This window comes from Aeromicrobium sp. CF3.5, assembly GCF_051262695.1.
GTDB lineage: Bacteria > Actinomycetota > Actinomycetes > Propionibacteriales > Nocardioidaceae > Aeromicrobium.
Genome location: NZ_JBIMEZ010000001.1, coordinates 1 through 14,657, shown reverse-complemented (window position 1 = coordinate 14,657; position 14,657 = coordinate 1). Strand labels below are relative to the sequence as shown.

The 14,657-nt window shown below is 66.7% G+C and carries 6 protein-coding genes and 1 pseudogene; 5 read left to right on the top strand and 2 right to left on the bottom strand.

Annotation, left to right across the window (positions count from 1 at the left end):
- Positions 1 to 360 precede the first annotated feature (360 nt).
- Positions 361 to 1,299: pseudogene (locus ACHAA3_RS00035) on the bottom strand (integrase core domain-containing protein); the annotation flags it as partial.
- Between the two features lie 151 nt (positions 1,300 to 1,450).
- Between ACHAA3_RS00035 and ACHAA3_RS00030 the strand changes: the two are divergent.
- The 5 genes from ACHAA3_RS00030 (at position 1,451) to ACHAA3_RS00010 (ending at position 14,209) form a co-directional block, all read left to right on the top strand.
- Positions 1,451 to 2,149, top strand: a complete 699-nt coding sequence (locus ACHAA3_RS00030) for a hypothetical protein (protein ID WP_435706877.1) — start codon at positions 1,451 to 1,453, stop codon at positions 2,147 to 2,149.
- Positions 2,146 to 3,696 carry a DNA polymerase Y family protein gene (locus tag ACHAA3_RS00025; protein ID WP_435706876.1) on the top strand — a complete coding sequence of 517 codons (1,551 nt, stop codon included), beginning with the start codon at positions 2,146 to 2,148 and terminating at the stop codon, positions 3,694 to 3,696. The genes ACHAA3_RS00030 and ACHAA3_RS00025 overlap by 4 nt, the downstream gene beginning before the upstream one ends.
- A gap of 27 nt (positions 3,697 to 3,723) precedes the next feature.
- Positions 3,724 to 7,095 carry an error-prone DNA polymerase gene (locus tag ACHAA3_RS00020; protein ID WP_435706875.1) on the top strand — a complete coding sequence of 1,124 codons (3,372 nt, stop codon included), beginning with the start codon at positions 3,724 to 3,726 and terminating at the stop codon, positions 7,093 to 7,095.
- A gap of 403 nt (positions 7,096 to 7,498) precedes the next feature.
- Positions 7,499 to 11,770, top strand: a complete 4,272-nt coding sequence (locus tag ACHAA3_RS00015) for a hypothetical protein (protein WP_435706874.1) — start codon at positions 7,499 to 7,501, stop codon at positions 11,768 to 11,770.
- A gap of 915 nt (positions 11,771 to 12,685) precedes the next feature.
- Positions 12,686 to 14,209 (top strand): DUF5677 domain-containing protein, encoded by a 1,524-nt coding sequence (locus ACHAA3_RS00010; RefSeq protein WP_435706873.1) that lies wholly within the window; start codon positions 12,686 to 12,688, stop codon positions 14,207 to 14,209.
- 110 nt (positions 14,210 to 14,319) lie between these two features.
- Here ACHAA3_RS00010 and ACHAA3_RS00005 read toward each other — a convergent pair.
- Positions 14,320 to 14,657, bottom strand: a 338-nt coding sequence (locus ACHAA3_RS00005) for a hypothetical protein (RefSeq protein WP_435706872.1), incomplete at its 5' end; no start/stop codon positions are given.

Sequence of the window (14,657 nt, the reverse complement as noted above, 5' to 3'; positions counted from 1 at the left end):
ACATCGGTGACAGTTGATGTCTCAGGACATCGGTGACGGTTCGGAGGTGTTTGGGCGTCCTCCGCGGGGTCTGCCGTTGCCGACGTACTTGACCCCTGGTGCGGGCTTGGTGTGTTCGATGAGGATCTCGCCGTCCAGGTCGGCGACGGTGATCTGGTTGCCGTTGGTGATGACCAGGACCTCCTGATAGCCGTAGCGTCCGTCGACTTTGTAGTGGACTCCAGCCAGCATGAAAGTGCCAGCTGTCGTCAGCTTCTTGATGAGGGTGCCGACGGGTAGGTCTCTGGGTGCAATCGTTGACCGATGTCGCTTGGCGGCGGGCTGGTCGAACGATGGCCGACCTGGTCTGGGCCGAGGCGCTTGGGCCTTCACTGTGGCGTTCCACGCCGTCTGGGGTGTGACACGGCCGGGGAGACCCTGGTGGGGTCGTTCGCTGTTGTAGATGTGGTCGAACTGGTCGACCTGGGCTTGCAGTTCTTCGAGCGTGTCGGCGAGTGGCTGCTTGTCGAGGTAGCGGAACAGGGTCTGGTGGAAGCGTTCGTTCTTGCCCTGGGTGGTCGGTTTGTAGGGCTTGCCGGTGATGGCCTCGACCCCTAGCGAGGTCACGTAGATCACGAGCTGGCCTTCCCAGCCACGCCTGCTGGGGTTGAGAGCCAAACCGTTGTCGGACAGCAGCCGCTGCGGGACGCCGTGGGCGGTAATGCCCTGCTTGACCACCACGAGTGCACCCTCGGCGGTCTCACCGCCGGCGACATGAGAAGCAACCGCGAGCCGAGAGTGGTCGTCGATCAACTGGAAGATCACGCACTTGCGGCCACCCGTGAGCACGTACTCGGTGGCATCGAGCTGCCAGCACGCGTTCGGTGCCGGATAGACGAACCGGCGCCATGCCGAGCGGGGTTTCTTCTTCGGCTCACGACGGGCGACACCGGCCTCGCGGAAAATCCGCGCCAACGCTGCGATCGAGGTCACCTGATCTAACCCCATTGAGCGCATCTTGTCGTGCACGCTGATCGGCCCGTGGTCCAGCCCGGAAGCCTCCAAAGCGGCCCTCACCTGCAACGCCTGCTCCTTGATCTCATCGGTCAGCTTCGACGGGCTCGACCGCGGACGCCTGGACTTGGGCTCAAGCACCGCAGCCGGCCCGTCGACTTCGACACGCTTGCGCAGCTCGTAGAACGACTTGCGCGAGATGCCGTGCTCGACGCAGAACGTCGACACCGCCCCGCGAGGCGCATCCTTGGGCCACTGCGAGATCGCGAGACGGACACGGGGATCAATGGGCTCATTGGCAGACACCGCCAGAGCCTCGCGGACCAAGTGTCACCACCAAGACCGCCCACAGTGTCACCGATGTCCTGATACAGAACTGTCACCGGTGTCCTGATACATGACACACGGGGTGGACGTCGATGTTGACTTTGTTCGAACAGGTGTTCGATGATGAGGAGTGACCACATCCCCGTCCCTGGCTGAGCTGCGCGAGCGTGTGCAGCGCCTCGAGGGACGTCCGGCGGCTCAGCCGGTGGCCACCCATCCAGCCCTGTCGGGGTTGGTGCAGCTGCAGACCGGCGGAATCTACACCACCGACTCCGCCACCCTCACCGGCCTGCTGATGGCCGGCCCGTCGGGCGAGGGTGCGTGGTGCGGCGTGGTGGGTTCCTCGGTGTGGGGCCTGGAGGCGTTGGGCGCGCTGGGGGTTCGTCTCGACCGGTGCGTGCTGGTCCCCGATCCGCAAGATTCCTGGCTCGAGGTCACCGCCGCCCTCATCGACGTGCTGGGCGTGGTCGTCGTCTCGCCGCCTGCTTCGGCCAGTCGAACAGGGGTCAGCGAGACTGACGCCAGCCGCGTCGCCGCGCGTCTGCGCAAGCGCGGTGGCGTCCTGCTGGTGCGGGGCAGCTGGCCTCGTGCCGACGCGCGGTTGTCGCTCACCGACGTCCGCTGGACCGGGGTGGGGCGCGGGCACGGTCACCTGCAGGCACGGCAGGCCACGGTCGAGGTGCATCGGGGCGCGCCGGGCTCGGGCGCAATGAGTAGAGCCTCGGTGGCCGCGACCCGGCGCCTGTGGTTGCCCGACGTCGACCAGGTGGTCCGGCGCGTCGAGACGGCTCCGGTCGAGGTCCCCGTGCCGCTGCGAGGTGTCGGATGAGTCGCACGCTGGTGCTGTGGGCGCCCGACTGGCCGGTCGTGTCGGTCGCTGCTCAGTTGGGAGCGGGCGGTGGCCCGGTCGCGGTGCTGTCCAAGGGGGCGGTGTTGGCGTGCTCGCAGTCGGCCCGGGCCGAGGGTGTGCGTCGCGGCATGCGGCGCCGCGACGCGCAGTCCCGGTGTCCCGACCTCGTGCTGCACGACCACCAGCCCGACGCCGACGCACGGGCCTTCGAGGAGATCCTCCTCGAGCTCGAGCAGCTCACCCCCGGGGTGGCTCCGCTGCGACCGGGCCTGTGCGCGTTGCACGTGCCCAGTCGGTTCTACGGCGGCGAGGCCGAGGCCGGGGCCGTCATCGCCGAACGGTTGGTCGCGCTCGGGGTCTGGGACATCCGCATCGGGGTGGCCGACGGCCTGTTCGTCGCCGAGCAGGCGGCTCGGCGCGCGCCGGCGCAGGACAGCGTGGTGGTTCCGGCCGGCGGATCGGCCGCGTTCCTGCGCGACCTGCCGATCGACGTCCTCGACACCGGCGGCGATGGCGCGCAGAGCAGCACCGTCAGCCTGCTGCGCCGCATGGGCCTGACCACGCTGGGCCATTTCGCGGCGCTGCCGGCTGCCGACGTGCACACCCGTTTCGGGTCGCACGGCGCGCTGCTGCACCGGCTGTCGTCGGGCCAGGCGGGACGCGGCGTCAGCCGGCGCACCGTGCCGCCCGAGCTCACGGCCACGGTGGCCTTCGAGCCGCCGCTGGACCGCATCGACCAGATCGCCTTCAGCCTGCGCACCACGGCTGAGTCGTTCGTGACCGCTCTCGCCGACCGTGCCGCGGTGTGCACGGCGGTGCGCATCGAGATCGACACCGACGGCTCGGTGGCCAGCACACGCCGGTGGGTGCACCCGCGCTGGTTCAGCGCCACCGACCTGGTCGACCGGGTGCGGTGGCAGCTGGCGCCAGAACGACCTGGAGAGCGGGGCGCCGTGGGCGCTCCGGTCGACGCGGTGCGCCTGGTGCCCGAGGTCGTCGAACCGTTGGGCGATCACGCCGACAGTCTCTTCGGCGGCGGTCTCGACGAGCAGGTCGAGCGCGGTGTGGCGCGGGTGCAGGGGTTGGTGGGTCACGAGTCGGTCGTGTCGGTCGCGGTGCAGGGAGGCCGAGGCCCGGCCGAGCGGCATCTGCTGGTGCCGTGGGGCGAGAAGTCGGTCGCAGCGCGAGCGGCGGTCTCGCCGTGGCCCGGTCAGGTGCCACCACCGGCGCCGGCCACGGTGTTCGAGCGTCCGCAGGAGGCGTGGGTCGTGGGCGCCGAGGGCAGCTCGGTCGGGGTCACGGGTCGCGGTGTCGTCACCGGTGACCTCGCCCGGTTCCGGCCGGCCGTGGGGTCGGAGTGGCTGCCGGTCGCGTCGTGGGCCGGTCCGTGGCCGGTCGACGACCAGTGGTGGGACCAGGCTGCCGCGCGGCGCATCGCGCGTTTCCAGGTCGTCGGCGTCGACGGCAGCGCCTGGCTCATGATCGTCGAGAACGGCCAGTGGCACACCGAAGCCCAATATGACTGACGAGGTACGACTGATGGGCCAGAGGTAATGGGCTGGAACAACCCCGACATCTCGTGGCGCGAGCTGGAGCGGAGGTTGTCGGGGCGCCCCGATCCCGGCGATGTGCCCATCAGCCAGCGGCGCATCGAGTACGAGGCGCCTTCGGTGCAGGGGCCGACCGGTCCGGTGGTGCCCTATGCCGAGCTGCACTGTCACAGCTCGTACTCGTTCCTCGACGGCGCCAGCGATCCGGCGGCGCTGGTCACCGAGGCGGTGCGGCTGGGGTTGGCCGGGCTCGCGGTCACCGATCACGACGGCTTCGCGGGTGCGCCGCTGTTCGCCGAGGCGGCGGCCGAGCACGCCACGGAGAACCGTCCGCTGCACACGGTGCACGGCGCCGAGCTGTCGTTGGGACTCACCCGGCCCCAGAACGGCATCGCCGATCCCGAGGGTTCGCACCTGCTGGTGCTGGCCCGGGGCGTCGAGGGCTATCACCGCCTGGCCGCGGCCATGACCGACGCGCACCTGCGCGGCGATGAGAAGGGTCGCCCCGACCACGATCTCGACGAGCTGGGCGAGCGCGGCCGGGGTCACTGGGTGGTGCTGACCGGGTGCCGTAAAGGATCGGTGCGCCAGGCGCTGGCGAGCGGGGGACCGGTGGCGGCGGCCGCGGCGCTCGACGACCTCACGTCTCGTTTCGGCCTCGACTCCGTCGTCGTCGAGCTGACCGACCACGGCCATCCGCGCGACTCGGCCACCAACGACCTGCTGGCACGGTTGGCCGCCGACCACGGGCTGCCGGTGGTGGCCACCAACAACGTCCACCACGCCCGGCCCTCCGACCACCGGTTGGCCGCAGCGCTGTCGGCGGTCCGGGCCCGTCGCAGCCTGGCCGAGGTCGACGGGTGGCTGCCGGCCTCGGGGGCTGCGCACCTGCGATCGGGCGCCGAGATGCAGGCACGGTTCGCCCGGTATCCCGGGGCGGTGGCACGCAGCGTCGAGATCGCCGAGGCCTGCACCTTCGACCTGCGCGCCGCCACGCCGCGCCTCCCGCGCCGGGGCATCCCCGCCGGTCACACGGCCATGAGCTGGTTGCGGGTGCTGGCCGATCGGGGCATCGAGCAGCGCTACGGGCACAACCGCGAGGCGGCGCGCGAGCGCATCGAGGCCGAGCTGGCGGTCATCGAGGCCAAGGACTTTCCGGGCTACTTCCTGATCGTGCACGACATCGTGCAGTTCGCCCGCCAGCGCGGCATCCTCTGTCAGGGTCGGGGATCCTCGGCCAACTCCGCGCTCTGCTACGCCCTGGGCATCACGGCGGTCGACTCGATCCGGTACGACCTGCCGTTCGCGCGGTTCCTGGCCACCACGCGCGAGGAGGAGCCAGACATCGACGTCGATTTTGACTCCGCGCGTCGCGAGGAGGTGATCCAGTGGGTCTATGACACCTATGGGCGGCACAACGCGGCGCAGGTCGCCAATGTCATCACGTACCGGCCCCGGTCGGCGATCCGCGACGCCGCCAAGGCGCTGGGGCACTCGGTCGGACAGCAGGATGCGTGGAGCAAGCAGATCGACGGGTGGGGCCGGTCCATCGACCGCGAGGTCTGCGAGGCACCCGACCCGGTGGTCGAGCTGGCCGAGCAGCTGATCGGGTCGCCACGCCACCTGGGCATCCACTCCGGCGGCATGATCCTCACCGAACGACCCATCGGCGAGGTCGTGCCGATCGAGCGCGGTCGCATGGACAAGCGCACCATCGTGCAGTGGGACAAGGACGCCAGCGAGTACATGGGGCTGGTCAAGTTCGACCTGCTGGGCCTCGGCATGCTCGGCGCCATCGACCACGCGCTGCGGATCGTGGCCGAGCACACCGGCGAGCGGTGGGAGCTGCACACCATCCCGGCCGACGAGGCGGGGGTGTTCGACATGCTGTGCCGGGCTGACTCGATCGGGGTGTTCCAGGTCGAGAGTCGCGCCCAGATCGGCACGCTGCCGCGGTTGCAGCCGCGCGAGTACTACGACCTGGCGGTCGAGATCGCGCTGATCCGGCCCGGTCCCATCCAGGGTGGGGCGGTGCACCCGTACATCCGGCGGGCCACGGGACAAGAACCCATCACGTATCCGCATCCGGTGCTCGAGCCGGTGCTCGAGCGCACCAAGGGGGTGCCGCTGTTCCAGGAGCAGCTGATGCAGATGGCCATCGCGATCGGCGACTGCTCTGGTGACGACGCCGACCTGCTGCGCCGAGCCATGGGGTCCAAGCGCGGCATCGAGCGCATCGAGAAGCTGCGCACCCAGCTGTACGCCGGCATGGCGCGGCACGGGCTGAACCAGGAGGAGTCCGACGCGATCTACCTGAAGATCCAGTCGTTCGCCAACTTCGGCTTCGCCGAGAGCCACGCGCTCAGCTTCGCGCTGCTGGTGTACGCCAGCAGCTGGCTCAAGCTGCACTATCCGGGTGCGTTCCTCGCGGCGTTGCTGCGCAACCAGCCCATGGGTTTCTACTCGCCGCAGTCGTTGGTCGGCGACGCCCGACGCCACGGGGTGCGTGTGCTGCGACCCGACGTCATGCACTCGCGAGCCCAGGCCGATCTCGAGCTGTTGCCCGATGCCGAACCCGGGCCCACCGGCCTCGACTCGTGCCTGTCGTTCGAGCAGCCGCACCCGGGCAAGTTCGTGCCCGGCACGCCTGATCCCACGCCGGAGCACCGCCGCGACGGCCGGTTCGCGGTGCGGCTGGGGCTCGACGAGGTGCAGGGCATGGGGCTCGAGGCCGCCGAGCGTGTGGTGGCCGCGCGAGCGGAGCGCCCGTTCGTCGACATGGCCGACGTGTCGCGCCGGGCCGAGCTCACAGTCGCGCAGATGGAGGCGCTGGCCACGGCGGGCACGTTCGACGCCTTCGGGCTGAGTCGCCGCCAGGCGTTGTGGAACGCCGGCTACGTCGAGCGCGCCGACCAGCTCGAGGGCACGCAGGTGCAGGCGCCGCCGCCCATGTTGCCGGGCATGAGCGATGTCGAGATCACCACGGCCGACTTGTGGGCCACCCACATCTCGCCGGACAGACACCCGGTCGAGCACCTGCGTCCCCGCCTCGACGCGGCCGGCATCCACTCCATCGAGGCGTTGGCCCGCGTCGAGCACGCCACTCGCGTGCGCGTGGGCGGTCTCATCACCCACCGCCAACGCCCCGGCACCGCCAGCGGCGTCACGTTCCTCAACCTCGAGGACGAGACCGGCATGCTCAACGTCGTCTGCTCACAGTCGATGTGGACCAAGTACCGCGTCATCGCTCGCACCTCGGCCGGCATGGTCATCCGCGGCCGCCTCGAGCGCAACGACGGCGTCACCAACCTCGTGGCCGACAAGCTCGAGCGGATTGAGGTTGTGTATCCGCACCGGAGTCGGGACTTTCAGTAAGTCATGTTTGGTCGCAGCGACATGGGTCATTTCGCCCACTATGACGCAACTCCTCCCGGGACCGACGGAAACCGACTAGGCGAGAACGCGACCTCTGCGCGCCGCACGAACGCTCGACGGTCGAGTTCCCACTTGACCTGTCACTGTGTTCTGGAAGGGTTCGGGTTGCAGGTCGAGTCGGTGGTGCGAGCCGACGCGAGAAGGGGACGGGCAGTTGGCACCGATGCCGGGCGGCGCAGCGGACAAGATGGGGAACCGCTACGAGGGGATCTGGGCGGTCCGTCATGCCCTCTACTGCTTGCAGAGCGACACCCGTGCGATGACCCTGGAGGAGCTCGACCCTGAGCTCGCGAAGGGGTCAGAGTTCACTTTCGTTGAGGGTGCTGCAATTCAGGTTCACCAGGTGAAGCGTCAGTACAGCACCAACCCGGCGTGGACCATCCCGGTGCTCGCGAGCAGGGGTGTGTTCAAGGCCGCCGCGGACCACGTTGCTGCTGGCCGCGATTTCTACTTCATCTCGATGACCTCGTGCGGTCCGCTCGTCGAGTTGAGCGACCGGGCACGGAGTGCCTCGGACCTTGCCAGCTTCAACCAGGCGTTGGAAACGAGCAAGGAGTTGCGCCAAGCTTTCGACGACCTGACCGCGACAACGGTGTTGGGAAGCGAGAAGACCGCGTATGCGACGTTGCGCGGCATGTTCTTCGAGGTGCATCAGGAGCGCATCACCCGCAAGGACAACGCGCTCATTGCGGAGATGATGCTGACCGGGGCAACCGGGCACTTGATGACCTTGGCTCTGGGTGACGTTCTCGACTCGAACATGGGTCACTCGGTGAACGGCGACGACTTTCTGGCTGCGCTCGAGCCGCACGGAATTTGCCGCCGGCCTGCCGGTTCGCGATCCTCGGTCCAGACGAAGGTAGCGGGCGTCACCGCTCGTTGGCGGCGCAGCGTTCGGCGCGAACTTCTGGACCCGCCGATTTCTCGGGACGAGGCGACTGAGCTCGCCGATTCAATGAACAACGGCAGGTTCAGCTTGCTGGTCGGGACCGCGGGCGATGGAAAGTCGGCGGTGCTCGAGCAGACAGCTTCCGCGCTTGAGGAGGCCGGAGGCACCGTCCTAGCCTTCCGGTTGGATCGTCTCGGCGCCTTCGCCACGACCGCAGCACTGAGTGACGAGCTCGGTCTGGGCATGTCGCCCGTTGCGGCGCTGTCGCTGGTTGCGGGCAACGGGCACGGGTACCTGCTGGTCGACCAGTTGGACGCGGTCAGCTTGGCTTCTGGGCGAATGCCGGAGAACTTCGACGCAGTCGCCGACCTGGTCGAGGAGGCGCTGCTGCTTCCGAACGTGTCGGTGGTCCTCGCATGCCGTGGGTTCGACTTGGACAACGACCACCGCATCGCGTCACTGACGTCGCGGCATCACGTCACGCGGGTCGAGGTGGGTGACTTCCTCGACGCGGCTGTGGACGGGGCCATTTCACGCATGGGGCTCGACCCGACCGTGTTGACTCCCGGTCAGCGTCGCCTGCTGCGCCGCCCGTTGCACCTCGTCCTGCTCTCCGGGGTCGCTTCGCAGCCGGATGCGCTGGCGTTCCGTTCCCGTGGGTCGCTGTTCGAGGCGTTCTGGAATCGGAAACGGCAGACGCTTCAGGAACGGAACGTGCGGTTCAACGAGGTGGTCGAGCGGGTCGCTACCGCCGCGAGCGACCGGCAGACGCTGTCGGTGCCGATCGAGGTGCTCGACACCGGAGAGCTCAACCGGGACGCCCACATCCTCATCTCCGAGCACGTTCTCGCCGAGGACGGCGGCCGCGTGGCTTTCTTCCACGAGGCGTTCTTCGACTACGCGTTCGCACGACAGTGGGTCCTGCGGTCCGAGTCCCTGGTGGAGTTCTTGAGCCATCGGGAGCAGGAACTGTTCCGGCGTGCTCAAGTTCGCCAGATCTTGCAGTACCTGCATGAACGTGACCACGACCGGTTCCTTGAGGAGTGCGAGGCGCTCCTGGTACGTGAAAGCGTCCGGTTCCACGTCAAGGACACCGTCATCGCCGTCATCGCGAGCCTGCCAGCCCCGACCGCCGAAGAGGCCGCGATGGTCCTGCGGGTCGCGGCCACCGGGCCTTCTTACATCGAGCGGCTCTGGCAGCAGTTCCGACGCCCACAGTGGTTCACCCGATTCAGCGCCGACGGCATCCTCGAGGGGTGGCTCGACGGGCCCGACGCCAAGAACAGGGACCTAGGTGCGCTGTTCATGGGTTCCCAGGTGCGCGACGACCCGGCGTCAGTCGCAGGACTACTCAAGAGCCGGCAGAGTGCCCCGGACTATCCCGGTTGGTTGAGGTGGACGGTCCGTTTCGGCGACGTCGAGTCAAGCCGGGACATGTTCGACCTCCTCCTCGCTGGGGTCCGGGCCGGGATGTACGACGGCCCCGACCGCGAGTTGTGGATCAGTGTCCACCAGATCGGGGAGAGCCAGCCGCTGTGGGCCATCGAGCTCCTGAACGCGTACCTGGTCGGCCGCCCGGACGCTCTGGCCCTCGATGAGTTCGGGCAAGTGGCTGCGCTGCAGGATCGCGACCACTACGTCTCCGAGATCGTGCGCGACAGCGCAGCCGCTGAGCCGCTCGCGTTCGTCGAGATGGCGTTGCCGTACATGCGGACGGTGATGGCAGCGACGGCTCGGCCAGCTGCCGATGACGGCTTGGTCCGCGACGAGCACTTTTCACACCGGATGGCGGGCTCCTCAATGTTCGACCGTGAGTTCGACGACGCGCTTGCGGAGGCCACCGCGCTGGCGCTGGAGCATCTCGCCACGAACGAACCGGAGACCGTTCGACCGTGGCTGGAGGTGCTCGAGACGGACCCGTACGAGTCGTCGCAGTACCTGCTGTACCGCGCCATGACAGCCGGGGCGGTTGTGTTCGCTGACTGGGCCGCCGACCTTCTCCTTCAAGGCGGCGCCCGGCACAAGAGCGGGTACTCGTTCAGTGGGGGTAGGTGGGTGGCGCGCGAGCTGCTCCGCTCCATCGCTCCGCACGTCGATGACGAGAAGCACCGTCAACTCGAGGTGGCGTTCCGCGACCTTAAGAACCCGTACGAGAAGTCCCGGACCCGCGGGAGTACGGCATTCATGTTCCTCTCTGCGCTCGACGAGGCGCGCCTGAGTCCCGAAGGCACCCGGCGGCTCGGCGAGTACAGGCGTAAGTTCGAGGAGAACGAACCGCCCGCCCCGACCGGCATGACCGGCGGCGGGGTCGCATCCCCCATCAGCTCCAAGGCTGCCGAACTGATGACCGACGAGCAGTGGCTACAGGCGGTGGCCAAGCACAACGCCGACGTAACCAACTGGGACACCGGTGTTGGCGGCTCCCGTGAGCTTTCTTCAGTGTTCCGCGAACACATCGCCGCCGACCCGGTCCGCTTCGGACGCCTGGCGCTCTCGATGACCCCGGCCCTCGACGATGCCTACACCAGCACCATGCTGATGGGACTAGGCGAGTCCGAGTTCTTACCTGCGGATCTGGAGGTGCTGTTCGACGCCGTGCGCCACCTCGGTGCGTTCGAGCAACCTGAGACTGACCGCTGGCTCGGGTGGGCCCTGCAACGGCACCAGCGAGCCGTGCCACTCGACCTCGTAGAGCTCATCCTCCATCGTGCGCTGCACGGCTCTGACCCAGACGACGACGACCCCCGCATCACCCGGCAGGTCGCAGACGGTAACCAGATCGCCGACCTTCACGAGAACGGCATCAACACCGCCCGGGGCGCCCTCGCTGAAATGCTCGGCGACCTCATCATCCGCGAGTCGGCCGGCGAGCGCACGGAACTCGTCCGCCCACACCTCGCAGATCTCGCCGCCGACCCGGTCAGGTCGGTCCGCGCGTGCGTCGCCCACACCATCGGCGCGTCGCTACGAAACGCCCGACCGGACGCCATCGCAGCGTTCAACGTCCTCATCGACACCGACGACACCCTTCTGGCAGCGCCTCACGTCGCGCGGCTGATGCAGGCAATCGGCACCATCAACCCAGAGGTCATCGAGCCCGTCATCACCCGGATGCTCGACTCCGAGGAGGCCAACGTCAGGAGCGTCGGCGGTGAGCTCGCTGGGTACGCCGCGCTCGAGTGGGCTCTGCACGATCTGCTCACGCGAGCGCTGACCCTCGACGCCGAGGTACGAAGCGGTGTTGCATCGGCGTGCGCGAACAACATCAACACGACGTCCAACCAGGCTTTAGCCATCGAAACGCTCCAGAAGTTGATGCACGACCCCGAGCCCGAGGTACTCGAGGCTGTCGCTAGGATCGCCGGCCGCCTCCGGGACAACGCGCTGCGACCATTTGCTGCGCTACTGAGCGACCTCATCGCCTCCCCAGCGTACGGTGAAGCGACCCCGCAGCTGTTCATCACCCTCCAGCACGCTCCCGACCGGGTCGACGACCTCGCCCTCAAGGCGGCACAGCAGTTCATCAACGTCTTTGGTGCCGAGGCTGGCGACATGAGCACCGCGGCCGCAGGCGACACCATGTACGTCAGCGATCTGGTCGTGCGCGGCCTGGCACAGTCGAAGTCTCCTGCAGAACGAGCAGCGTTGCTCGATGTCCTCGACAAGCTCCTCGAGATAGGCGCGTACGGCATCGGGGATGCCATCGCGGCGTCCAGCCGCGACTGACCGGTTCAGTACGCGAGAACCTAGCGACCTGGGCGGTCGCGTCGATCCCCCCGCGAGCTTGGAACCTGTATTCGCGCAATCGTGATGCAGCCACGTAGCCGTTTAGGATCATTAGGGTGGGTGACGTGAGCGGCCCACCAAGCGACTTCGCCCGACTCGTGTTGTTCTGTGACCTGGCGGACCAATATGACGACTTGGCAGTCGCACTTCCCGTGGTCGACATGGATCTACAACTCGTCCCCTTGTCCCCGGAACCGGCGCCCGATCATTGGCCTCGCGTCGTCCGCGCGATGGCACTGCGAAAGTTCATGCTGACGAAGTCGGACCACGTCTACGTGCCTACCGTGCTCGACGCAGTCGAACGGTGCTTAACAGATCAGTCCCTTGTCCAGAACGTGGAGGGATACCGCGAGGGATTCCGAGGACTCGGTCTTGCGATCAGGGTAGATGAGGGCTCAGGTGTGCCTCGCATCGCGCCGGAGATTATCGAAGACCTGATCTACGGAGGGCTCCTTCACGGGGACTATGACCGCCACAGACGAGTTAGAAGTCGCCCATCCATGACTCATGACGTCTCGTTGTGGCAATTCACCAGCGACGCTGAGCATTTCATCCGACAGCTCAGAGGCGTCATCCGCGGAAGCATTGACGAAGGGATTCTCGCGGACGGTCCGACCCGGAGCACCTGACGGCATGGCGGTGCGTCAATCGACCGCTCAAGTTCACGGAAGCCCTAGAGGTTGAGAGATCGACGCATCCGTCGTCGCGGATCGGCGGGTCAAGCGCCCGTCATGTCCGACGAACTGTCGGCGGCCGGGAATAGCATCGTGCATTGTGACCGTCCCCCGACCCAATGTGAAGTCTGGCCCCTTAGCCGGGCATGTACGACGCAAGCGGGTCTTCTCGTCACCGCTCATGGCGACAGGAGCACTCAGCATTGGAGATTGGGTCCGCGATGACTTGCCCGACCTTCTCTGGCCGGCGCTCGTACTGGCGGAGAACGGGACGTCAGCTGGTGAGAATTTCGTGCGATGGCAGCGGGCGCTTCTTGACGAATTTCCCGACGCGAATCGAAGCGACCTTGCTAGCGGTCTCGACGGTCGGATGACAAGCCTAGACCGACTGATTGATGCGGTTCCCGATATTGCTGAGTCCGTTCGAACTCACGCGCGTAAGTTTGGCCTGCTCAGTGACACCGTGACCGAGGCACTACGGTTGTACCCGGAACGGCCCGGACAGGTCCTGGGGTCGTCCGATCCAAGCGTGCTGACGAATGTCGGCGGAAATTTGCTCGTGAAGGCAGTTTATGACTGCATGACCGATGGGCATCGCGAGGCCGTCATCAAGTGCATTTCGATCTGGGCCGCCGTCCAGGCTGGCACGTTCAGTACAGATCACACGACGATTGATCTTCTTCACGACTACCCGACGAACTTCGAGAAGCGGGCGCAGGCCGACACCGTCGTGCGGGCGTCATGGGGTGCGTCGAAAGGCGCTCAGGAGGCTTTCGATCCCGGCAAGTACGAGCATGCCGTCAAATGGGCCAAGATATTCTGGGGGGTCAACTCGATGACGACACCGTGCATTCGCAAGAAGGATGCTCCGGAAGCAGACCAGCCGGCATCGCAAGATGAAGTGGCCGACGCATCGACCGACTCCGCAACCGCGGAAGATGACAAACTTTCCGGGTCGACACTCCGGGAGCGTGCGCTGGATCTTCTGTCGAATTACGTCGAAGCGATCGACAAAAGTCCGTCGCGCCTGTATGACCCGGACCGTGAAGAGGTCAACACCGGACTGGTGATGAAAGCTGGGCGTGACGTTGCTGCCGCACTCAGTGCGCCCGACCTCTGGTGCTCAGAACATGGGGCGCATGTCGGTCGCACACTCGTCGAGAACCGCATCCTCCTTGCATGGATGTATCAGCAGGATCAAGCCTCCATCTACTCCAAGTACAAGTCGTACGGCGCGGGGAAGGCCAAGCTCTATGCCCTCATTGCCGAAGAACTGCCCACAAGCCTGCGCATAAACGGGCACAGCGAGTCCGTGGACCGTTTGCGCGAAGTCAGCCATAACGACGACATCTTCGACTATCGCGCGGTTGACATCAGCAGCACCTTCGCAGATGGAAAGAGCCTTCGTCAGATGGCTGAGGAGTCCGGTTTGATCGATCTGTACCGGCACGCATACCAACTGGAGAGCGGCGTCGCGCACTCAGAGTGGTGGTCCGTCGAACTGCACGCCATGGAACGGTGCCGCAATCCGCTTCATCGAGCGCACCTCATTCCCAGCCTCTCGCTATCAGCGGGCGACAATGCTGAACTCGCACGCAGTTGGGTCGTCGCACTCCACGCATTGATCGTGACGAGCCTGGACATCCTCGACATCCCAGAGGACGTGAGACGCGATGCGTTTGGGTGGCTGACCGATCAGGGTTGAGATCGGCTCCCAGGGAATCGATGAAATCAGCTCTGTTCTGACCGAGCAGCGAGTTGTGGCGCGGTGATCTGGGTCATTCCACAGCGGGCCCGTGGGGGCAGAGGCATCGCTCAGGTGATGTCGAAGTCTCCATTGGCGTGGAGAACGAAGCGGTCTGTCATGAGGGCGACGTATCGCGCGAAGTCGTCTTCGCCCGGTGCCTTCCTCACCAGGTCGCGACTGAGCGGCCAGGTTGCATGAAGTGCCATGAAGAGGCCGGAAATGCGCACGCAGGTTCGCGTCAGATGGGTGTGAGTGTCAACAACGGTCGTGAGGTCTTGGGAAGTCGCCGTGTTGTAACTCTCCTGCAAGTCGTTCAAACGGTGGAAGGTGTTCCATCGAGGCGGCTCCCAGTCGCTTCTGACTGGGTCCGAAAGCCACATGTCGTGGACGACGCGATTTCGAAAGT

What these genes read in the sequence shown, in the direction of transcription:
- ACHAA3_RS00025 (WP_435706876.1), top strand. Translation starts at nt 2,146, where the DNA reads ATGAGTCGCACGCTGGTGCTGTGGGCGCCCGACTGGCCGGTCGTGTCG.
- ACHAA3_RS00020 (WP_435706875.1), top strand. Translation starts at nt 3,724, where the DNA reads ATGGGCTGGAACAACCCCGACATCTCGTGGCGCGAGCTGGAGCGGAGG.
- ACHAA3_RS00010 (WP_435706873.1), top strand. Translation starts at nt 12,686, where the DNA reads ATGGCGACAGGAGCACTCAGCATTGGAGATTGGGTCCGCGATGACTTG.